Raw genomic sequence first — 23,855 nt, 5'->3', positions numbered from 1 at the left:
GCATGCGTCAGCTGCTTATTGTGGACGATGAACCGATAGCGGTAGAAGGTCTGAAATCCGGCGTCGACTGGCAATCGATTGGAATCTCGCGGGTCATGACTGCTAATAATGCCGATCAGGCCATGGAGATTTTCGGCAGGGAGCGGGTGGATATCCTGTTATGCGATATCGAAATGCCGAAGGCATCAGGGCTCCAGCTGCTGGAGTGGGTGAGAAGCCATTGTCCGGGGACGGAAACGATATTTCTAACCTGCCATGCCGATTTTCAATATGCGAAACAAGCGATTCAACTGGGCAGTCTCGATTATCTGCTGAAGCCCATCCCTTACGACGAGCTTAAGGCTGTCGTGGAGAAAGCGATCCGCAAGATGGACAAGGATCGGTACATGAGCGAATTCAGCCAATTCGGAAAGTTTTGGCTGCAGCATCAGCCGTTGCTCGTGGAGCGTTTCTGGCTGGATGTGCTCGGTCAGGCCATTCCCGCTTTGCCTCGGGCGATCAGCATGGCAGCGCAGGAGCGCAACATTCCGTATTCCGACAAGCTTGTTTTCCTGCCTATTCTGCTGCGCGTCCGCCGCTGGTACAAGGAGTATTCGCTGAGGGACAAGAAGACGATGGAGTATGCTCTCCGCAAGGCCGCCGAAGAAGTGCTGATGCAGCGGCAGGACAGCGGTCTGCTCATTTCCGCGGGCGACGATAGTATGCTGGTTGTGTTGAACGGCGGCAAAGAAGCCTCGGAGCCGGAGAGTTTGAAAGCGTTATGCCATTCTTACATCTCCGCTTGCCGAACCTATTTCATGTGCGATGTTTCTTGCTATATCGGAGAGAAGGTCCGCGGACACGAGATGGCTGCGGCTTATCAGCGTTTGCAACGGATGGATGCCGATAACGTGGCTTCGGACAACTGCGTTGTTTTTCTTGGAGATCGGCAGGGCACGGCTTCTCCGCACACGCTCCCCGATATGGGGATGTGGGGCATCATGCTGAAGGAAGGGGCAGGGGAAAAGGTGATCGGGGAGGCAGAGAGCTTTATCGGTCAGCAGGTCGAAGCCGGCCGGCTTTCGCCTCAGCTTCTGGCCTTGTTTATCCAGGATTTTCAGCAGATGGTCCATTACGTTCTGCAGATAAAAGGGATCCAGGCCCATCAACTGCTTAGCGACAGCCTGTCGGCTGAACGCTTTGCCCGCGCCGGAAGGTCGGCGAAGGATGCGGTTATCTGGATTCGTCATATGGTGGACAAATCCCTTGATTACATGAACTCCCTGGAGCATTCGCCAAGCGTCGTGGAACAAGCGAAGACTTATATTCATCAGCATTTGGCGGAAGAAATTTCAAGGGAAGACATTGCGAGCCATGTATTTCTGAACCCGGATTATTTGACCCGGATCTTCAAGCGAGAGACCGGGATGTCGATCTCGGATTATTTGCTGCAGCAGCGTCTTCGCATTGCTGCCGAGCTCTTGGCGAATACGGATCTGGCGGTCAGCGCGGTGGCAAGCCGGATCGGGTACGCAAATTTTTCTCATTTCTCCCGCATTTTCAAAAAATACATGGGCATCAATCCTCTGGAATACCGGCAGTCACAGGAAAGTCGGAAAAGTGACAGCGTGAAGTCGTAAGAACGGCAGAGGGTGAAGCGTTGTCCTTTTACAATAAAGACAGCTTCACAGAATGAATCTAGCGGGGGGAATAGAAAATGAAAAAGTCTTTGGCCGTATCTTCGGCGCTGCTTCTTGCGATTTCGCTTACCTTGTCGGCATGCGGCGGCAATAACGGCAATAACGGCTCGGAAAGCAAGGGGAGCAACGCCTCTTCGGCGCCAAGCGGCAAGATCGATGAGCTTACGATTGCTTTTCCGGGAACATCGCCACAGGATTTGAAGCTGGTTGAGGATGAGATCAATAAGATTACCGAGCAAAAGATTCAGGCGAAAGTCCGCTTGACTTCAATCAGCGGGGGAGAATGGGTGCAGCAGACGAATCTGATGCTCACCAGCAACGAAAAGCTGGATTTGATGTTTGTCTCGGGCGCTTTGTATAACAGCATGGTGTCGAAAGAGCAGCTTGTACCGCTCGACGAATTGCTGGACAAATACGGGGAAGGCATTAAGTCGGCGGTTGGCGAGGACTATTTGAGCGCAGCCAAAGTAAACAATAAAATCTTTGCGGTTCCAAGCGTACGTGACATGGCAGCTTATTACGGCATCACCATGCGCAAGGATCTCGTGGATAAATACGGGATAGACACGGCCTCGATCAAGACTTTGGATGACCTCGACGGTGTACTGAAGACCATTAAGGACGGAGAAGGTTTTGCTCCGCTTATTCCTTCCGGTGCCGGTCAGACATATCTGGACAATTATTTGTTCTACGACCGTCTGGGAGACGGCATTGGCGTGCTGCCGGGCTACGATAACGGCTTGAAGGTTGTCAATCTCTATGAAACGCAGGAATACAAGGATCTCTTGACGAGACTTCGCGACTGGTACCAGAAGGGCTATATTATGAAGGATGCCGGCACCAACAAGACAACGCCTTGGGAGCTGATCAAATCCAATAAAGGATTTGCGTATATCGCGGGCATGAAGCCGGGCTTCGCCGAACAGGAATCGCAAGCGGCCGGAACGCCGCTCGTGGCGATCGAGCTTCTGCCGTCCGTTGCAATGACCAGCACGGTTACCGGCGCGATGTGGGGCATTCCGGTGAATACGAAGCTCGAGGATAAAGCCGTGCAATTCCTCAATCTCATGTATTCGGATAAGGCTATCGTCAATCTGCTCGACTGGGGAATCGAAGGCAAGCATTACGTGAAATCGCAGGACGGGGAGAATGTCATTGACTATCCGCAGGGCGTTGACGCAACGACAACCGGCTACAATATGCCGTATGGCTGGATGTTCGGCAATCAGTTCCTGTCCTACGTGATGAAGGGCAATGATCCGGCCATCTGGAGCAAGACGGAGGAGTTCAACAAAGCTGCGAATCGCTCCAAAGCGATGGGCTTTGGCTTTGATCCGACACCGGTGAAAACGGAGTATGCCGCCGTCTCCAACGTCATTACGCAATACAAAATGCCGCTGGAGACGGGCAGCGTGGATCCGGAGAAGGTACTGCCGGAATTCATCTCCAAGCTGAAGGCTGCGGGGATCGACAAGATCATCGCGGAGAAGCAGAAACAGCTGGATGCATGGGCGCGGGCCAACTCCGTCCAATAATCGGCATCGCTTTAAGCTTAGAACCGACCAATCCGGAATTGGTCGGTTTTTTTGCGTTTGCAAGCTTCCCTGGAAGGTCAAATGAAGGTCGGTAAAACGCAAGCCGGAAGTCGTTCGCGCGGTAGAGGGGGTAGGCCCAAATTCATTACCATATAAGTAACATCGGCGATAAGCCGAAGCGAGAAAGGGGAGAGAAGCGGTGACTACCATCACGCATCGCAGCAAAAGAAGAAGCCTTCGCCGGTTCATACCGCTGTACATCATGCTTCTGCCGGGGCTTGCGTACCTGGCTATCAACAATTACATGCCGTTGTTCGGCTTGTCGATTGCTTTCAAGGACATTAACTTCCGCAAGGGGTTGTGGCACAGCGATTGGATCGGGTTCCGGAACTTCGAATACCTGTTCAAAACGAGCGACGCTTGGCTCATTACGCGCAATACGCTGCTGTATAATGCCGTGTTTATCGTGCTTGGTCTAGCCTTGGCGGTCGCGATTGCGATTCTGCTGAACGAGATCCGCAGCCGGTTCGCGTCGCGTTTGTACCAGAGCGTTATTATCCTGCCATTCCTTATTTCGATTATTCTGGTCAGCTATCTGGTCTATGCCATGCTCAGCATCGACACGGGGTTCATCAATAAGACGATCCTCCCCGCGCTTGGCATGGAACCGATCAATTGGTATAACGAGCCGAAATATTGGCCTTATATCCTGACGATCGTCCATCTGTGGAAGGGAGCCGGTTACTCCTGCATCATTTTCCTGGCGGCAATCATCGGCATCGATCCGGAATATTACGAGGCGGCGAAGCTGGACGGCGCATCCAAGTGGTTGCAGATCCGCAAAATCACGATTCCGATGATTACGCCTGTCATCATTATGCTGACGCTGCTTGGCATCGGCCGGATTTTCTATTCGGACTTCGGCTTGTTCTATCAGGTGCCGATGAACTCGGGAGCGTTGTTCTCCACCACGAACGTTATCGATACGTACGTGTTCCGCGGGTTAATGCAGCTTGGCGATATCGGCATGTCCGCCGCGGCGGGCTTTTATCAATCGCTGGTTGGATTCGTATTGGTTCTCGTCTCCAATCTGGTCGTCCGCAAAATCAACAAAGAGAACGCTTTGTTCTAGAAAGGAGCTCTTGTCATGGATAAAGAAAACCGGATTTGGCAGTGGTCGGCGCATATCATCATGATCGCTCTTTCGGCCGCTTGCGTACTGCCGTTTATCCTGCTGTTTATGGCGTCGATTACCGATGAATCAACCATCGTCAAGGAAGGCTATACGCTTTTCCCGTCGGCCTTCAGCTTTGAAGCCTACGAATATTTGTGGAAGCAGTCGAGCCAAATTTTTCACGCTTACGGCGTTACCGTCCTAGTAACGGTGATCGGAACGCTGGCGAGCCTGATCATGACGTCCCTCTTGGCCTACCCGCTGTCGCGCAAGGATTTGCCGGGAGGCCAGACGATTGCGTTTATCGTCTTTTTCACGCTGTTGTTTAACGGGGGCCTTGTTCCGACTTATCTGATCTATACGCAGGTCTTCCATTTGAAAAATACGCTGTTTGCGCTGCTGATCCCCTGGCTGCTTATGAACGGCTTTAACGTGCTCTTGATGCGAACCTTCTTTTCCACAACGATCCCGACGGCGGTGCTGGAGTCGGCTTCGATTGACGGAGCGGGAGAATTCAAGACGTATTTCCGGATTGTTTTGCCGCTGTCGATGCCGATTCTCGCTACGGTGGGCATGTTCCAAGCGCTTGGCTATTGGAACGACTGGAATAACGGGCTTGTGTTCGTGACGAATCCGGATTTATTCAGCCTGCAAAACGTGCTCAACCGCATCATGAGCGATATACAGTTCCTGACCACAAACAGCCGGATGGGGACCAGCCAGGCATTGGCGCAGCTGCCAAGCGAGACGTTCCGGATGGCGATTGCGGTGATCGGCGTTATTCCGATTCTGCTTGTCTATCCGTTTTTCCAGAAATATTTCGTGAAAGGGATGACGATTGGCGCCGTGAAGGGCTGATCCAGTCCGGCTTCATATAGCTAGAAGGGAGAAGAGAGAACCATGATTGGATTATGGCATGCTTTCGTGGAAACGCCGCGATTGAAGCTGAAACTGCAATTTAAGGTATCGAAGAAAGGGGACTATACGCTCGACATCGCGATGGAGCCCATACCGCTGCCCATTCGAATGGAAACGGTTGAGGCAGGGGAAGACAGCCTCCGGGGAACCGGACATGCATTCTGGAAGCCGGATGAAAAGGTGAAGGTGGAGCTGGCTTTCAAAGAATCGACTTTTACCGGAACCTTGTACATTCCGATGTTTGGTTCGTTTGCGCTGCAGGGCGGGAAGGGACGCGGTCCATTCTTGTCGGAGGCGTTAGTCGAGACGGTGAAGCCGTACCGCAAGGGCAAGATGGCCGAACGTACGGATGAGGAGATAGCGGCTGCGGTAGAGCAGCTCCTCGGTAAGCTGTCTTTGGAGGAAAAGATCGGTCAGATGTGCCAATGCATGGCCTCCAACTTCTCGTTTGGCGGTACCGTGACTTCCGATCCTCCCGAGAAGCTGATTGCCGAAGGGCGGGCAGGTTCGGTATTGGGCGCGTTTGACGTCAACCGGGTATTCGAGCTGCAAAAGATTGCGGTGGAGCAGTCGCCGCATAAGATTCCGTTATTTTTCAACGGCGATATTATTCACGGAGCGCAGACGATCTTTCCGGTTCCGCTTGCCTGGTCCTGCAGCTGGGATACGGAAGCGATCCGGGAAGCCTGCGCGATCTCGGCCAAGGAAGCCAGCGCCTCCGGCATCATGTACAATCATGGCCCGATGATCGACATTTCCCGCGATCCGCGCTGGGGACGCGTCGTTGAAGGCGCGGGAGAAGATCCGTACCTGGGATCGCTGATTGCGAAAGCGCAGGTAGAGGGTTATCAAGGCTCTTCTCTTCAGAATGAGGAGACGATTATCGCCTGCCTGAAGCATTTTATCGGTTATGGCGCGTCCGAAGGCGGACGTGATTACAATACCGCTGACTTCTCCGAAGGAACGCTGCGGAATTTGTATTTGCCGCCGTTCCGGGCGGGAATAGCAGCCGGTGCCGGCTCGGTCATGAACGCTTTCAATATTTATCAAGGCGTACCGGTGGCCGCAAGCTCTTATTTGCTAAAGGAGCTGCTTAGGGATGAGCTTGGCTTTGACGGCATTCTGATTTCGGATTACGGAGCAGTAGACGAGATCGTGGAGCACGGCTATGCCAAGGATGCCAAGGAAGCGGCCAAGCATGCGGTGAACGCGACGATGGACATCGAGATGGTGACCCGTTCTTTCGATTATATCCCGGAGCTTATCCGCGAAGGAAAGCTTTCGGAGCCGCAGCTGGACGAAGCCGTGCGCAGAATTCTAACTCTCAAGTATAAGACCGGTCTGATGGACGATCCGTTTCGTTATATTCGTCCGGAGCAAGAGATGGCTATTCACTTTAGCGAGGCGCATTTGCGGGCGAGCAGAGAGCTGGCCAGGAAATCGATTGTATTGCTGAAGAACGACGGGGTGCTTCCGCTTGCGGGGGAAACGGGAAAAGTCGCGCTGATTGGTCCTTTCGCCGACAGTAAGGATTTGCTTGGCCCTTGGCAGTTTTCCCGGTATGGCCATGAGACGGTGACCCTGTACGAAGGACTGCGGGATAAAGGCATCCCCGAAAAAAACTTACTCTATGCTGCCGGCTCCGGCGTGAGTGCTTCTCTTGAAGGCGGCATTGAAGCTGCGGTGGAGCAAGCCGGACAAGCCGACCTAGTTATTCTGGCGCTTGGCGAGAGCAGTGATATGTCCGGCGAAGCGGCCTCGAGGATGAGCCTCGAGCTGCCGGAAGCCCAGCTTCGGCTGGCTGAAGCGGTGATTGGAGCGGGCAAGCCGGTCGTGCTGGTGCTGACAAACGGCAGACCGCTTGTGCTGACAGGGTTCGAAGGAAGGGTAAACGCGATTCTGGAGACGTGGTACCTTGGCGCGCAGGCGGGGCATGCCATAGCGGATGTGCTTGCGGGAGATTACAACCCTGCAGGCCGACTGACGATGAGCTTCCCGGTGCATACCGGACAGGTTCCGGTCTATTACAATCACTTCCGCACCGGACGCCCGCTTACGGAAGCGAATGCTGCCGAGAAATTTATAAGCAAATATCTGGACGGTCCCAACGAGCCGCTTTACCCGTTCGGCTTCGGACTTAGCTATACAAGGTTCGAATACGGGGAAGTGACCTTGGACCGGAAGGAAATGAAGCCGGGGGAAAGTCTCCGCGCCAGCGTAACGGTTACCAATGCCGGAAGCCGTGCGGGAGAGGAGACGGTGCAGCTGTATATCCAGGATGTCTATGGCAGCGCGGTTCGCCCGGTGAAGGAATTGAAGCGTTTTGCCAAAGTCATGCTTGAAGCCGGAGAAAGCCTGGAAATCGCATTCGAGATTGATTGCTCGGATCTTTCCTTTTGGTCTCCGGTTCACGGCTATAAGGCAGAGTCCGGTGATTTCAGCATTATGGTTGGGCCTAACAGCCGGGACGTGCAGACGGTACAAATGGAATTAATCGAATCGTGAAGGAGATGTTTCGGAAGATGAGTCAAGCAAGGGATATACAAGCGCTGATTGCGCAAATGACACTGGAAGAAAAAGCGAGTATGTGCTCCGGCTTGGATACCTGGCATATACGCGGCATCGAACGTCTGGGCATTCCGCCTGTCATGGTGACGGACGGCCCGCATGGACTGCGCAAGCAGCGCGCTTCGGCGGATCATTTGGGCCTCTTCGACAGCGTTCCGGCCACTTGCTTCCCGTCCGCGGCCGGTGTCGCAAGCTCGTGGAACCGAAGTCTGATCCGGCGCATGGGCGAAGCGCTTGGCCGCGAATGCCAGGCGGAGGAAGTAGCGGTCCTTCTCGGACCGGGAGCGAACATTAAGCGCTCGCCGTTATGCGGGCGCAACTTCGAGTATTTTTCGGAGGACCCGTATTTGTCGGGCGAGATGGCGGCGAATCATATCCATGGCGTGCAGAGCCAGGGGGTAGGGACTTCGTTGAAGCATTTCGCGGCCAACAACCAGGAACACCGCCGCATGACCTCCGACTCGATCGTAGACGAGCGAACGCTTCGCGAAATTTATTTGGCAAGCTTTGAAGGCGCCGTGAAGCAGGCTCAGCCTTGGACCGTGATGTGCGCGTACAACAAAGTGAACGGTGAGTTCGCTTCCGAGAATAAAGAGCTGCTCACGGATATTTTGAAGGAGGAATGGGGCCACGAGGGAATTGTGGTGTCCGACTGGGGCGCGGTCAACGAACGCGCCAAAGGTCTTGCGGCCGGACTTGAGCTGGAGATGCCGGCAAGTCATGGCGAGGGTCAGCGGCAGATTGTTGAGGCGGTACGCGGCGGCGAGTTGGATGAAGCGAAGCTGGACGAGGCCGTTACGCGCTTGCTAAACATCGTGTTTCGAGCGGTGGACGAGCGGCGTCCGGATACGGTTGTCGACGCGGAAGAACACCACCTTCTGGCACGCGAGATTGCCCGCGAAAGCATGGTGCTGCTCAAAAATGAAGACGGCATTCTTCCGCTGTCCAAAAGCAAGAACATCGCCGTCATTGGAGCGATGGCCAAAGAGCCGCGTTATCAGGGAAGCGGAAGCTCCCAAATCCGGCCGACAAGGCTTGAGGATATCAGCGAAGAGCTTGCGAAGTCGGCGGGCGATAAGGCAACGCTTCGATTTGCGAAAGGTTACGAGCTGAACGGCGAGGAGCCGGATGAAGCGCTTATCGCGGAAGCGATTCAGCTTGCTCGGCAATCGGACGTTACCGTTCTGTTCGCTGGACTGCCAAGCCGCTACGAATCCGAAGGATTTGATCGGAAGCATTTGCGGATGCCCGCCAATCAAGCTGCGCTCATCGAAGCGGTTGGCAAGGCGCAGCCGAATCTGGTCGTTGTTCTTAGCAACGGAGCGCCAATCGAGATGCCATGGCTCGGCCGTGCCAAAGGCGTGCTAGAGGCGTATCTCGGCGGACAGGCATTAGGCGGAGCAATCGCTGATCTGCTGTTTGGCGATGCCAATCCTTCGGGCAGGCTTGCCGAGACGTTTCCCGCGCAGCTGTGCGACAATCCTTCTTACCTGTTCTTCCCTGGCGAAGGAGACAAGGTGGAGTACAGGGAAGGGATTTTTGTGGGCTACCGCTATTACGACAAGAAGAAGATACAGCCGTTATTCCCGTTTGGTCATGGCTTGAGCTATACCTCCTTCGACTATTCGGAGCTTGCAGCGGATAAAGGAACGTTGACGGATACCGATACCTTGAAGGTATCGGTGAAGGTGACGAATACCGGCGGGCGCGCGGGTATGGAAGTCGTGCAGCTGTACGTGCGGGACAAAGTGAGTAAGGTTATCCGTCCGGACAAGGAGCTGAAGGGCTTCGATAAAATCAGGCTGGAGCCGGGAGAATCCAAGGTGGTATCGTTTGAGCTGGATAAACGAAGCTTTGCGTATTATGACGAGGAATTGCGGGATTGGACCGTGGAAACAGGCGAATTCGAGCTGCTTATTGGCCGGTCCTCGCAGGATATCGTTTTGTCCGAGACCGTAACCGTACAGTCGACGACAGTCCGACGGATGGCGTTCCATCGCAATTCGACCTTGTCGGAGTTGAACCAAAGTCCGGTTGGAGCAAAAATCGTGAATCAGCTCATCGCGAATCTCCCGTTCTCTGCCGGACTAACGGATGAACATGCCGCCATGCTGAGGGCTTTTATGGAGCATATGCCGCTTCGCGGGCTGCTCTCGTTCAGCGGAGGCAAGTTTACGGAAGCGGGACTTGCCGCGATATTGACGCGGTTGAACGAACAATGCGAGAAGGAGGAAGCGCGATGATGACGCCCGTTTATCTCTATCCCCAGCCTCGAAGGTATGTCGCTTCCGGAGAAAGCTCGCCTGCTGCCGAACGGTTTGTCGTGCGGCATGCCGATCAAGAAGCGTTGTGGATGGCGGAGAAGCTTAACGTTGCCAATCGGCTAGCTGGCTTGCTGAAGGCTGAGGCATCAACGAATCTTCCTGCAACCTTGGTCTTTATTGAACATCAGTCCGGTCTTCATCCGCAGGGTTATATTCTCGAATGGAGTCCTGCGGGACTCCGGCTTGCGGCAAGCACGGCGCAAGGGCTGTATTACGCCTTGCTTACTGCTCGTCAGATGATAGATGCTCAGCAAGGGGAATGGATGCACTGTCTCATCGAGGACGAACCGGATTTCCCGGTCCGCGGAGTGATGCTGGACATCGGGCGGAACAAGATCCCGAAGATGGAAGCCTTGTTCGCTAGCGTTGACCGCATCTCCGAGCTGAAATACAATCACCTCCAGCTTTATATGGAGGGCTACAGCTTCCATTACGAGAAATACAGCGCCTTATTCCCGGATGCAACGCCATTGACGGCAGCGGAATACCGGGAGCTGGACGCTTACGCGGCGGAACGTTTCGTTGATCTCGTACCAAGCCAGAATTGTCTGGGCCATATGTGGCCTTGGTTGTCGAAGCCGGAGCTCCGGGATTTGGCCGAGCATCCGGACGGGATGCCATCGCCGCTGCCGTTTAAGATTCCGCCTACAACCATGAATCCGGTCGACAAGAGGTCCGCAGCGCTGGCCAAGGACCTGTTCGACGAGCTACTGCCAAACTTCTCTTCGGAATATGTCAATCTGAACATGGACGAACCGTTTGGGCTTGGCACCGGCGTAAGCAAAGAGCGGGCTGACGAGATTGGCGTCGGCAAGCTCTACTTGGAATACGCGGAGCAAATGTTTGCCGTTGCGCGTTCCCATGACAAGAAGCCGATGATGTGGGGAGACGTGCTTACGCATCATCCGGAGCTGATAAGCCTGCTGCCGGATGATGTCACGGTGCTTCATTGGAATTACGACGAACCGATCCCTTATGAACCGCATTGCAGGAGACTGCAGGAGAATAACATCCGGTATTATGTTTGTCCGGGAACAAGCACCTGGTCTTCCATCGCGGGCCGTACGGACAATATGCTCGGCAACATTGCCGACGCCGCCAAGAACGGAAAAGCGTATGGCGCTGCCGGTCTAATCGTCGCCGATTGGGGCGATGGCGGCCATTGGCAGGTACCGGCCGTTAGTTACCCGGGTTATGCTTACGCAGCCGGTGCCAGCTGGCAGCTAGATGCCAATCTTGATCAATTGGATGCGCTGAAATTTCACATCTCGCGTCGGATGCTCCAGGACGGCAGCGGAATCGGCGGGGAATTGCTGATGACGCTTGGCCGATATTACCTTTTGGAAAGATGCACGATCGAGAACGGTACTTACACCAACTATCTGATCAATCACGGATTGTCCTCTCGAGAAGACTTGGAGCGGGACACCCAGCTGCTTCCAAGAATCGCCGCGCTTCTGGGAGGCGTCGGAACTCCGTTCCGGCTCGATTACCGATACCCGGAGATGGACAAATGGCTTGCTGTCCGCCGGGAGGAGATCGAGGCGCTGGAGCTCTATGGATCGGACTCGGAGCTTGTGAAGGATGAACTGCGGAATACGCTGCGGTTAATCAAACAAGGAGCCGGGCTACACCGCTATATCTGCGGACAGGAGTTTGCGAATTCTGCTGCACAGACGGATTGGTTGAAGCATCTGCATGCGGACCTTCAAACGGCATTGAGGGAATTCGAACGTCTATGGTTGGCCCGCAACCGAGAAGGCGGTCTAACCGCCAGTACCGCAGCATTCCATAAGCTGCTCAAGCAATACGAGGAACAGCTTGGGCAATAAAGTTAAAGAACAAAAGGGATATTGGCCGATGTCCTTTTTGTTCTTTTTTTTGCCTGAACGAGAAGAAGCATTGGATAAAACAAATAAAATAATTTGTTATAAAAGATATACATAATTTTATTTTGACATGTCAAATAGGTTGTAATATATTGGGATCTGTGAAGCCGAAAGCTTAGAGGGGGATTGATCGCCCGTTCATCGGTTGCGGAAGCATAGGAAATCGGGGTAATTCAAGAGGCAAGAAGCCAGAAAGAAGAGGCAGGGGAATCCAATGTCTAGTAAAGAATCGGTTTACCGGCAATTTCGAATGTACTGGAACAATAATATGTATTTCCTGGGAATCGCCTACCGCACGGCGCCTCGCCGGGTTATCCTGCAATTTACACTCGCTGTTTTAAATTACGGAATGGATTATCTCTATGCCATATTATTTATCGGGTATGTGTTTGGTGCGGTAGAGAACGGGACGCCTTATCGCTATGTATTAGCTTTTATATGCGCCATGATCGCAACGTATTTCATTTTGTCAGTCGTCTCCGAATGGTTCGAGAAGCGTTATAAGCCGGTGTGCGATCTCATGATCTCTCAAGATCTCAACCGGATCTTGTTCGAAAAAGCCGCGGAGGTTGAGCTAGCCTGCTATGAAAATACGGAATTTTACGACAAATATACGCGGGCGGGGCTGGAAGCGGACACCCGCATGGCCAGCGTTCTGGACAATCTGACGAATTTCGTGGGGGCGCTTGCTTCATTCATCATGCTGTTAATCACGGTTATTTATCTGGATCCGATTGCCATTGTTTTTATTATTCTTCCGGCAGTAACCAAGCTTACGATCACGGTCCGCCGCAACCGCGCTTTATATGAACTGAACAAAGCAAACACCCCGTCCGTCAGGGTTGGCAAATACGTAAACCGGATTGCTTATCTGGAGAGCTATGCGAAGGAACTCAGACTCTCGAATATATTTCGGGTGATGCTGGACCGTTACGGGAAGGCTGTTGGCATCATGCGCGGCAACTTCCTGACCTTGGGCAGGCAGGTCGCCAAATACCGTGCGCTTGACGATGTTCTGGGCAGAGTCGCTCCGTATCCTCTGGCCATGCTGTATGCGGGATACAGCGTGCTTGTCCTTCAGAAAATCAAAGCCTTCCAGTTTATCGTTCTGCTGAATGCCATTAACAATTTAAGCCACTCAATGGCTACCGTGTCCGGCTTCTTCACCAATTTGCAAGAAAACGGCATTTATATTGAGAATGTGAAGGAATTTCTGCGCTATGAGCCGGTTATTCCGCAGAGCCAAGAGGGTGTGGCTCCGGACGCCGGAAAGCCAAGCCTGGAGCTTACACAGGTCGGATTTGCTTATAACGGACAGTCTCAGCCAATCCTGAGCGGCATTGATCTTAAGGTGAAGCCCGGCGAGAAGATCGCGCTGGTTGGTCATAACGGAGCGGGCAAATCCACGCTGATCAAGCTGATGATGCGGCTCTATGATCCAACGGAAGGCGTCGTTCGCTTAAACGGCGCGGAGATCAAAAACTATCGGCTTAGCGATTATCGGGAGCTGTTCGGAACCGTATTCCAGGATTGCAAGGTGATCGCGATGCCGCTTGCGGACAATGTATTTATGCGTAGAGCATCCGAGCATGAATATACGCGGGCAGCTGAGGTATTGGATAAGGTTGGCGTCTATCAAAAGATTAAAAGCATGGGAGGCTCGGTTTCTTCCGTCATGACCAGGGAATTTGACGAGAAAGGCTTGGTGCTCTCCGGCGGGGAGATTCAGAAAATTGCAATCAGCCGATTATTCGCGGATAACAGCCGAATCGCTATTCTGGATGAACCGTCAAGCGCGCTTGATCCGGCAGCGGAAGCCTATATGTTCGAGCTGCTGCTGCAGGCATCGGGGGACCGGACCATTATCTTTATCTCGCACCGGCTCTCGTCTGCCGCGCTTGCCGACCGAATCTACATGCTGGAAGAGGGCAGAATCGTAGAGACCGGCACCCACAAGGAGCTGATGGCCGTAAACGGGAAATACGCGGATATGTTCCGCAAGCAGGCGGAGCATTACCGGGAGGAGGCGGCACAATATGGTTAAGCGGGGAGACGTTCTTCGCAATAATCTTTTTATGCTCAGGTATGTGTTTCGAATCGTACCGCTATACGCCGTAGTGCACCTAATCATGCAGGCGTTGTTCGGGTTGTTTGATGTGATGTGGGGCGTTTTGCTCATCAAACTTGTCGTTGACGCGGTAACGGTTCATCATTCGGTTGTCCCCATTCTACTTGCCGCGGGCGGTTATCTGCTATACGGGGCAGCCATTCAGACTGCGGCCGGTTACGTTTACGAAATGTTTGCGCCAATCCAGCTTCAGAAGCTGAACAAAGCGATGCAGGAGGAGTTGTACGGGAAGGCTATCCAAATGGATTACGCAAGGTACAATGACCCCGAATATTATAATCAATTCGTGTGGGCGGCGTCCCAGACGGAGGGCAAAGCGGCTGATGTGCTCGACCAGACTGCGGAGCTGCTTAAGAGTACGATCACCGTAGCGGGAATCGCCGGTACCTTGCTGGTCTTGAATCCTTTAGGCGTTGCGGTTGTCCTTATCGGACTCGCGGCGAGATTCGGGATTACGATCCTGTCCAATAAAGCAGAGTTTAAAAGCGAGCTGGAGTTAAAACCTCTGGAACGGAAAAAGAACTATACCAGCCGGGTATTCTATCTGCCAGATTACGCGAAGGAGCTCCGCACGAGCCGAATCGCAGCGCCGCTCATGGAGGATTACCGCCAGGCGAATACGGCGATGCAGCAGGTTGTTCGCAAATACGCTCCCCGTTTAATTCTGCTTCGGATATTGAACGGCTTTGTGTTCCGCACGCTGCTTATGGACGGCATTTATTTTGCCATTACGGCTTATCAAGTTATTGTTCAGCATTCGATTACTTACGGTACGTTTGCGGCTGTAACGAACGGTGTATGGACGCTGGGGTGGAGTCTCAATAATCTGATTGATACGGTGACAAAGTTCCAGAAGAATAACCTTTATATCCGGCAACTGCGCTCTTTTCTAAACGATAAGCCGCAAATGGAGGAGCCGCTGCAGCCCTGCGTAATGCCGAGCTTACCGAAAGAGATCCGATTGTCCAACGTCAGCTTCACCTACGGTAATAACGATATTCCAACGCTTCGAGGCATCCATATGTGCATTCGTCCGAAGGAGAAAATCGCGATTGTTGGCTACAACGGCGCCGGCAAGTCTACGCTGATCAAGCTGCTGTTAAGGCTGCATGACACGAGCGAGGGCGATATTAGTTACGATGGACGGAGCATTCGGGATTACCGTTCGGAAGACTATCGCGGCCAGTTCGGGGTAGCGTTTCAAGATTTTCAGCTGTTTGCGGCTAGTCTCGCGGAGAACGTATGGATGGACCGGGTAGCGGACGAGGATACGGAACGACAGGCCGGTATCATTGAGGCGCTGCGGAAAGCGGATTTTTCCGGCCGTTTGAGCAGTCTGAATCAGGGGCTGAATACCGAGCTGACAAGAGAGTTTTCGGATAAAGGGCAGATCTTTTCCGGCGGAGAAGCGCAAAAGATCGCAATCGCCAGGGCATTCGCCAAGCCTTGCTCGGTCCTCATTCTCGATGAGCCTTCCAGCGCTCTTGATCCGATTAGCGAATACAATTTGAACCGGGCGATGCTGGAGGCTGCGGAGGATAAGACGGTGATCTTTATTTCTCATCGGCTGTCCACAACCCGCTTGGCCGACCGTATTTATATGATGGAGCGCGGAGAGATCATCGAATCCGGCAGCCACGAGGAGCTGATGCAGTTGGATGGTAGCTATGCCAAGCTGTTCCGGCTTCAGGCAGGGCATTACCTGTCGGCTTGATCCTGATCATGCGGGAAACGGGAAAGTCAAAAGCCTCAAGAGTATATCCGCCGAACGGATTGCTGTTGAGGCTTTCCTTATGTTTATTGCTTATGTAAAAGGCTATAAACCTTCTCCATATCCAGATGGCTCCGTATGTGATCGGCCAGCCGGTCAAAGGCTTCAAGCTGTCTGCTGCGGAAGGGCAATATTTCTTCGATTGGAGCGAGATTTTTCCGTGCGCGCACCATATTCAGGTATTGTCGCCGGAAGGCATCGTTATGAAAAATGCCATGCACATACGTTCCGAAGATCCGGCCATCTTCCGAAATGTTGCCCTCGTCTTGTCCGTTAATGGACAGAAGGGGATGAGCCTGTTCGAGGGGAGCGGTATGGCCCATATGAATCTCATAGCCTTCAATGGGAAGTCCTTGCATGTCATTCCAATCGGGCTGTCCGCAGGCAACCATTCCGCTGACTCGTTCCGTTCGTTTATTGGTATAAAAGGTTGTCGAGAGCGGAAGAAACCCTAGTCCGTCCGATTCGCCGTATGCGGATTCAACTTGATGCGGATCGTACAGCTTTTGTCCAAGCATCTGATAGCCTCCGCAAATCCCGGCAACATAACAGCCGTTTGCGGCATGCATGCCGATGGCTTCCGCCAGTCCGGTTTTCTTCAGAAAGAGAAGGTCCTCAATCGTGTTCTTTGAACCCGGAATAAGGATAACGTCCGGATGACCTAATTGATCTACGCTCCCGACGTAACGAACCATGACGTCCGGCTCGGCCTCCAGCGGATCAAAATCGGTGAAGTTCGAAATGCGGGGCAGTCGAATAACCGCGATATCCAAGTCTCCGGTCCCGGCTTGGTCCGTCCGCTTCTCCAGCACAACCGAGTCCTCCGCATCAATATCCAGCCTTGGCAGATAGGGGATAACTCCAAGCACGGGAATTCCCGTACGTTCTTCGAGCCAATCCAGACCGGATTGCAGCAGGCTGATGTCGCCGCGAAATTTATTGATAATAAATCCTTTTACCCGGCTTCGTTCGTCTTCTTCCAACAGCTCCATCGTTCCGACAATTGAAGCAAAAACTCCGCCCCGGTCAATATCAGCGACCAGCACGACAGGAGCATCGGCCCATTTGGCCATGCGCATATTTACGATGTCCCGGTCCTTCAGATTAATCTCGGCCGGGCTTCCCGCGCCTTCCAGCACGATAATATCATGCTCCGCGCGAAGGCGGTCCAATGCGTCTCTTACAATACCTTCGGCTAAAGGAATGTACTCCTCTCGGTATCGCCAGGCACTCATTTCTTCCAGCGGCTTGCCGTGGACAACGATTTGCGCCTTCATCTCTCCGGTGGGCTTGATCAATATCGGGTTCATATCAGTTGTAGCTGAAATCCCGCAAGCTTCTGCTTGAACGCCTTGAGCTCTGCCAATCTCCTTGCCGTCAAGCGTTACATAGGAGTTAAGCGCCATGTTTTGCGATTTGAAAGGCGCTGTTTTCCATCCGTCTTGCACGAAGATGCGGCATAACGCCGTAGTCAGAACGCTTTTTCCTACGTCTGATGCCGTGCCTTGCACCATAATGGTTGATGCCTGTTTCAAGCTTGTGCCTCCTTCAATTGCAATTACTTAAGTCGAATTAGTCATGTCTCTTCAATATAAACCATCTCTAAAGGTTGGGAAAGAATTATGCAATAAGATATATTGAATATATACAATATGAATGATATAATCTTCAACGAGATAAGCGCTTACATATCCAGGCACATTTGGCATGATTGTGGGGCGCTTATTTGCGTTTTTATGTCCGTGCATTATATAAGGGTGAAGGCAGGTGGTAGGAGGGAGGAAAACGGCAACTGGTATGCATAAAAGTTAACCCAATCATTCAAGTGGAAAAGGAGACTAAAGATGAAATGGAATAAGAAATTTGGTGCAGTCTTGCTTGCGACCGTTATTATGGCTGCATCTTCTCCGTTCGTGGGGCTTCCCAAAGCGGAGGCAGCCGGATTAAGCTGGCCCTCCGAGCAAATTTTGCCGTCTTTCTCGGCGCCGGCTTCTACGCTCGACGTTATGAATTTGGTAACGGAATATAGATACGAGGCGGAAGGCAAAGGAATCGGCCATGGTACCGGTCGTCCGGAAAGCAACGGCTGGCTGGCGCAAACATCGATCGATGCTCCAAATAAGCATATGGTATACGGGCCGTACGCTAAGGATATTCCGGCAGGAGAGAATCAGGCTTATTACGATATGATTATTGATAATAATACGGCTAATGATGATCTCATTGTTACGGTTGATGTCAGAGACAATACGACGGGACAGGTATTGGCAAGCCGAGACATTACCCGGAAGCAATGGACGAAGGTAGGCACTTACGAGCGATTTACGCTCAACTACAATAACCCGACCACCGGACATGAGTTAGAATTCAGGGTGTACTGGTACGGCCGGGCTTACACCAAAGTAGATGCCGTGGGCTCCATTCAGCAAGGGAAATCGGATGAAATGGTTTTATTTACAACTCTTAAGGGACTTGTCAACAAAACGCAGCCAAGGATCTATACGTATGATGACAACGTCAGAAACGAAGACGGAAAAGATAAATGGCTCAATGACCTGGGATTGGGACATGCGGATGTAGCGGACAACTGGTCCTTAATTACCAAGTATGCCAGCGAAATTAACGGAATTGTCGTTTATGACGATGCCTTGCCGGATACGTTAAACCTGGCGACAACAATCGCGGCTCAATCGGGAGCTATTGTTGCGCCGCCAAGCTTGATCAGCAAGCTGACTTCCGCACCGTACAATCTGCCGATCCTTGATGATTTGCGAGGGGATTTCAGCACAAAGCTTGAAGTCTATCAATATTTGCATGATCATTATTGGTCCTCGCTGACCCATAATCTCATTATTGGATTAAGTCCGGGAATTAAAGGCGCGCTTCGCGATTATGCAACGGCAACTGGCGCGGCTGTCATCTGGTTGAATCCTTCTGTCCCGGCAGAGAAGACCCTGTTGCAAAGCTTCTTTGCCGACATGCCTGCCGGCAGCGGAGTTTACATGGGCTGGTGGCCGGATGAAGCGATTGGCGTTCAAGCCGCTTCCGAGTATGGCATTTCTACGATTGCCAGCGACTGGTCCTCCAACCTGACGGTATTCGGCGGTACTTCCAGAACGGTTAACGTGAAGCCTGTGCCGAATAAACCGGCTCTTCAGAACAAAATTTATGTCTCGCTCATTTTGAGCGATGGTGACAACTTGCAGTATATGGAACACCGCTTCAAGAAAATTTGGGATTCGCCTAACCGCGGAGCCGTACCGCTTGGCTGGACGGTTTCGCCGGCTATGCTCGATGCGATGCCTGGCGTGCTGAATTATTTGTATGATTCCGCTACACCAAATGACGCGCTTATCGCAGGGCCGTCCGGGTTTGGCTATACGTATCCGAATGCATGGGCGAACCAAACCTATCTGAATAAATTTGTTGCTTTATCTAATGATTACATGAATCGAGCAGGATTAAAGGTAGCTACAATCTGGAATACCATTACCGGCGGCATTAATCCGAACGTAGGAGAAAGCTTTGCCCAATATGCGCCGTCCTTGTTAGGATTAACGGGTCAAAACGCCGGCAGTCCAATTACGATCTACGGAAATTCGCTGCCAACGCAGGGGCTAAGCGCGACTTATTGTTACTCCGAAGCAACGATTATTTCTGAGATTAATCACGCGATTGCAGGCTGGGATGGAACGGCACCTCGTTTTGTCAGCATCCAATCCAATCCGTGGGATGTTAATTACCAGATGATCGTCAATGCGGTAAATAACTTTAGCAGCAATAGCAATATCGTTTTTGTCAGACCCGATACTTATTTCCAATTAATGCGCGAAAACAACCAACTGCCTATCGATCCTTCTATGGTCGTTAAACAATACGAAGCGGAAACCGCCTTCTCGCATGAAACAGGATCAGCGAGCGGCAGCGACTGGTCGGCTAGCGTAAGCGGGGATAATGCAGGCTACATGCTGTCAGGCAATGCCGATAATACCATTCCTGCAGGCAGCAATACGGCGACCTTCAAGATGAAGATCGATTCCAACGCGGGCACAAACGATAACGTCGTTACGCTTGAAGTTCGCAATAACGCAACCGGGCATACCCTTGCTTCGGTTGATGTGTCCCGCAATCAGTTCAAAGCTAACAATACGTATCAAGACTTCAACCTGTCCTTTGACAATCCGTCCGGAAGCAGCTTGGAATTCAAGGTCTATTATCGGGATAAAGCGACAATTGGCATTGATAAGGTGACGGTATCAAAAAGAATCGGCAAGTATGAAGCAGAAGGTGCTGTGGTCGGGCATGAAGTGGGACGTGCCAGCGGAGATGGCTGGCAAGCTACGCCATCGCTCGATGGAACGGGATATATGCTGAACGGTCCAGATGATGCGAATGTTCCAATGGGAAAGCATACGATTGCTTATCGAATGAAGATCGATAACAACACGTCCGACAAAGACGTAGTGGCTGTTATCGACGTTTGGGATGCGGCAACAAAAACCGTCGTGAAACAAGCGAAGATTACGCGGCAGCAGTTCGCGACGGCGAATCAATACCAAGATTTCACGTTGTCCTTCAATCAGACGCTTAACCAGAATCTCGAGTATAGAGTCTGGTATGCGGATAAGGCAACGATAACGGTGGATAGCATTACGGTTAACTAGGGCTCTGCCGAAGGGAGAGGGACGCATGATCAACATGCGTCCCTCTTTATTTAGGGGGCTTTTTTTGTTGCCTCGACAAAGAAACAGGGAAGTCTCCACTCAGAAGCGGTTCTATGGAAAGAGCAATTCGCAGCCTTAAGCTTTCAACGGGATCCTTCAGCTTAACCCCAAGCAGCTTCTCGCATTTATCCAGCCGGTACACGACGGTATTGCGGTGCACGAAAAGCAGTTTTGAGGTCTCCATCAGCTGGCATTGCGTGTCGTAGAAGGCGCTAAGCGTCCGAAGCAGCTCTTTCCGCTCCTGCTCCTCCGTATGTCTGATGCCATAAAAAGTCTCCTCGTAAAATTGCTTCAGTTCGTCATGCGGCAGCATGTGGAACAAATAACCGATATCCTTCGACTGGAAGGATTGCACGAACTTGGTTCGCTTCAAGCGGTAGCCGTATTGGAGAGCCTTGATGGCTTCCTCATAGGATTGCTTGATTCCAAGCGCATTTGTTGCAGGCTTGCCGATACCTATAGACAAGCTGAATCCGATCTCCTCGTATAGTCGGTCAGACAGGCGAGCCAGTTGCTGGAGGAATAAGGATTCATCCCAACCTGAAGCGGAAAGATGCAGCAGTAGTCCAAATGAATCGTTTTTCGTAAACATCGCAAAGGACTGCCCGATAGCGGAAAAATGCCGCTTGATCCTCTCGTAATGCTCATCACGCTCGGATACGTTCCGTTCATCCTGCCGCTCTGTTTGGCTATCCCTCTGGCCGTTCCCCCAGCCCGCCCCGTCACGGCGAGCCGCAAGCATGACCCAAGCTCCGTCAGCTTTTATTCCGTATTTCTTTCCTCGATGAATAGCTTCCTGCTCGGAGGTGATGTAGCCGTCAATCAGATCGGAGAAAAACTCATTTTTGTAACGGCGCGAACGTTCCTTCACCGCTTGTGCTTTTGTCAACTCCATGCCAATGACATTGGAGGCTTGTTCCAAAGTTAAACCGTACAAATTGGACATTTTCTCTCCGGAATGGAAGGAGAGTAAATAACCTTCGTGGCGGTAGGTGTGAACCGGATACAGCAGCACGTTGCAGCGATTGCGAAGCGAAACGTCAGTGAGACAGAAGGAAGTTGGCGACGACGGTATTGCTGCTCCATCGAGAATGGCATCCGCTGCCGCTGCCAAGGCAGGCATAAGAGATGCGTAACCGAGCCTGGATTCCGCAATGGGCTGCAGTTTTCCGTTAAGAAGCAGAATGGGAGAGGAAAGCAGCTTGGTCAAGGCATCGACAATACCTGTAATGCCTTTGCCTTTCATGATCATTTCGGAGAACTGCTTATGGATGTGCAAGGCATATTGCAGCTCTTCATTCTTGTTATTCATGATCAGACTTGTGGATCTTTGCAAAATTTCGCCTAAAGACAGCTCTACTGCCGAGATTTCGATAATCGGGAACTGAAGCCGCTCGGCTTCGAGAAGCGCTTCCTCGGGGACATGGAGCTCGAAGCGTTCCGTCTTGACGGCCATACCCGAGCATTCCATACGCTGCATATCCCGCATTAGCTCCATAAACATGCCGGGTTTCTGCTTCATGAAATAACCGTTGGTCAATAGAAGCTCGCCGGGGCGCAGAAACCGGATGATATCGGGGGCATCCATAATATTGACGGTTTGAACCTTGCGAGTAAGTCCGTTAAACCCGGCAATAACTCGTGCATGCTCGTAAATGTCGTTGGCAAGCAGCTCGCTTAGCAGCAATGGGATCCCTTCCTTTTCGAAAAGAGTTTTGTGTCATGAAATGTAACATGTAAATGGATTGGTGTAAATCAATATTTGGATCATCCATCCAATTTTCTTTTAATTTTTTAGTTGATGCAGCCAATGACTTTCCGTATAGGAACAGCTATTCTGAATTTAGCTTAAGTGGAGTCAAGAAATATGACATGGAGGGGGCTGCAATGCTTGAACAAATCATATCGAATGTCAGAGTAAAGGGTCATCATCTATTGATGGATGTAGGAGTAGCAGACGGCAATATCGTTTATGTGGAGAACAGCGGGGCTGCAAAGGAATGGACGGCGAATACCGTTGTAAATGGGGAAGGCGGCGTACTTCTGCCAGGTCTGGTAGAACCGCATATCCATCTGGAAAAGGCATACCTGTTGTCCCGGATGGAAAAGGAAGCCGAATCGCTTCAGGAAGCCATAAGGATGACGGCCGACATGAAAAAGATATTTACGAGAAGCGATATGAGAGAGCGGTCCCTGCAAGTGATTAAGGAAGCCGTAAGCAACGGCGTGACCCATATGCGTTGTCATGCGGAGGTTGATCCCATCCTAGGATTGTCGGCCATTGAATCGGCACTCGAGCTGAAGCAATCCGTACGGCATCTGTTGGATTTGCAAGTGGTCGCATTCCCTCAAGAGGGAATATTCAAAAGCCCGGGAACCGCGGATCTGATGGAAGAAGCTTTTCGCATTGGCTGTGACGTTGTGGGCGGAATTACGTATCAGGATCCGGACTTGGACGAACATTTGAAGTTTGTGTTTGAGCTCGCGGGCAAGTATAACAAGCCGTTGGATTTCCATGCGGATTTCTCCGACAAGCCCGAGGATCTCGCAATCGTTCAAATTGCCAAGCGGACCATGCAATACGGGCTGCAAGGACGCGTAAGCGCCGGGCATGTCACCTCTCTTGGTTCTCTTGCGAGAGTGGAGGCAGAAGCGGCAGCAGAGCTGCTGAGCGAAGCGGGCATTCATATCATCACGCTGCCGGCAACCGACCTTTATATTAATGGACGGGGTGATGAGGAGAAGCCGCGCAGAGGTTTGACGCCCGTCAAGCTGCTTCAGGAAAAAGGGGTTAATGTAGCCATTGGCATGAACAACGTGCAGAATCCCTTCACTCCGTTCGGCAAAGCGGATCCCCTTGAAACGGCATGGCTGCTTGCCGTTACCGCTTATTTGGGAGGCGAAAGGGATGCGAGCCGCTTGCTCGGGATGCTTACGGAAGGCGCAAGCCGGGTGTTAGCCCTCAAGGGCTACGGGATTCGCGAAGGGGCGCCGGCTGACATGGTGTTGTTCCGGGAGAGGACGGAAAGAGACGTATTGCTTCATAAGTCCGAGACCAGGACGGTATGGAAAAGAGGCGTTAAGGTCGCGGATACAAGAATCGAGAGAGATTGTCCATGTTATGAAAGATAGAGGAGAGGATCAT

The 23,855-nt window shown here is 52.1% G+C and carries 13 protein-coding genes; 11 read left to right on the top strand and 2 right to left on the bottom strand.

Going from position 1 to position 23,855, the window contains the following annotated elements:
* The first annotated feature begins 2 nt into the window (after positions 1-2).
* From WFJ73_RS07770 to WFJ73_RS07730, 9 genes are all read left to right on the top strand, one after another.
* Positions 3-1,619: a response regulator gene (locus WFJ73_RS07770; RefSeq protein WP_336772501.1), complete on the top strand. Its 1,617-nt coding sequence runs from the start codon at positions 3-5 to the stop codon at positions 1,617-1,619.
* Between the two features lie 77 nt (positions 1,620-1,696).
* Entirely contained in the window at positions 1,697-3,214 is a 1,518-nt protein-coding gene (locus WFJ73_RS07765) for an ABC transporter substrate-binding protein (protein WP_336772500.1), read from the top strand.
* 262 nt (positions 3,215-3,476) lie between these two features.
* The gene (locus WFJ73_RS07760; RefSeq protein WP_442955936.1) at positions 3,477-4,346 is read left to right on the top strand and encodes an ABC transporter permease; all 870 of its coding nucleotides are present in this window, start codon (positions 3,477-3,479) and stop codon (positions 4,344-4,346) included.
* A 15-nt stretch (positions 4,347-4,361) separates the two neighbouring features.
* Complete coding sequence (locus WFJ73_RS07755) at positions 4,362-5,246, top strand: carbohydrate ABC transporter permease (RefSeq protein ID WP_336772499.1); 885 nt, start codon at positions 4,362-4,364, stop codon at positions 5,244-5,246.
* Positions 5,247-5,288: 42 nt separating this feature from the next.
* Entirely contained in the window at positions 5,289-7,811 is a 2,523-nt protein-coding gene (locus WFJ73_RS07750) for a glycoside hydrolase family 3 N-terminal domain-containing protein (RefSeq protein WP_336772498.1), read from the top strand.
* A gap of 17 nt (positions 7,812-7,828) precedes the next feature.
* On the top strand, positions 7,829-10,117 hold the full coding sequence (locus WFJ73_RS07745) for a beta-glucosidase (RefSeq protein WP_336772497.1): 2,289 nt from the start codon (positions 7,829-7,831) through the stop codon (positions 10,115-10,117).
* On the top strand, positions 10,114-12,030 hold the full coding sequence (locus WFJ73_RS07740; RefSeq protein ID WP_336772496.1) for a beta-N-acetylhexosaminidase: 1,917 nt from the start codon (positions 10,114-10,116) through the stop codon (positions 12,028-12,030). Before WFJ73_RS07745 ends, WFJ73_RS07740 begins: the two co-directional genes overlap by 4 nt.
* Before the next feature lie 271 nt (positions 12,031-12,301).
* Complete coding sequence (locus tag WFJ73_RS07735) at positions 12,302-14,131, top strand: ABC transporter ATP-binding protein (RefSeq protein WP_336772495.1); 1,830 nt, start codon at positions 12,302-12,304, stop codon at positions 14,129-14,131.
* Complete coding sequence (locus WFJ73_RS07730; RefSeq protein WP_336772494.1) at positions 14,124-15,929, top strand: ABC transporter ATP-binding protein; 1,806 nt, start codon at positions 14,124-14,126, stop codon at positions 15,927-15,929. Before WFJ73_RS07735 ends, WFJ73_RS07730 begins: the two co-directional genes overlap by 8 nt.
* 83 nt (positions 15,930-16,012) lie before the next feature.
* Here the strand turns inward: WFJ73_RS07730 and WFJ73_RS07725 are convergent, their stop codons facing one another.
* On the bottom strand, positions 16,013-17,521 hold the full coding sequence (locus tag WFJ73_RS07725; RefSeq protein ID WP_336772493.1) for a cobyric acid synthase: 1,509 nt from the start codon (positions 17,519-17,521) through the stop codon (positions 16,013-16,015).
* 309 nt (positions 17,522-17,830) lie between these two features.
* On the opposite strand from WFJ73_RS07725, the gene WFJ73_RS07720 reads away from it, so the two are divergent.
* Positions 17,831-20,650, top strand: coding sequence for a GxGYxYP domain-containing protein (locus tag WFJ73_RS07720; protein ID WP_336772492.1), 2,820 nt, complete (start codon positions 17,831-17,833; stop codon positions 20,648-20,650).
* A 46-nt stretch (positions 20,651-20,696) separates the two neighbouring features.
* On the opposite strand, the gene WFJ73_RS07715 is transcribed toward WFJ73_RS07720, so the two are convergent.
* Positions 20,697-22,397 (bottom strand): PucR family transcriptional regulator, encoded by a 1,701-nt coding sequence (locus WFJ73_RS07715; protein WP_336772491.1) that lies wholly within the window; start codon positions 22,395-22,397, stop codon positions 20,697-20,699.
* A 200-nt stretch (positions 22,398-22,597) separates the two neighbouring features.
* Between WFJ73_RS07715 and WFJ73_RS07710 the strand changes: the two genes are divergently transcribed.
* Positions 22,598-23,842, top strand: coding sequence for an amidohydrolase family protein (locus tag WFJ73_RS07710; RefSeq protein WP_336772490.1), 1,245 nt, complete (start codon positions 22,598-22,600; stop codon positions 23,840-23,842).
* The last annotated feature ends 13 nt before the right edge of the window (positions 23,843-23,855 follow it).

Origin of the sequence: Paenibacillus sp. MMO-58, assembly GCF_037146255.1 — a bacterium.
In the GTDB taxonomy this organism is placed as follows: domain Bacteria; phylum Bacillota; class Bacilli; order Paenibacillales; family Paenibacillaceae; genus Pristimantibacillus.
The sequence above is the reverse complement of the archived record's forward strand: the minus strand, read 5'-3'. Positions and strand labels throughout refer to the sequence as shown.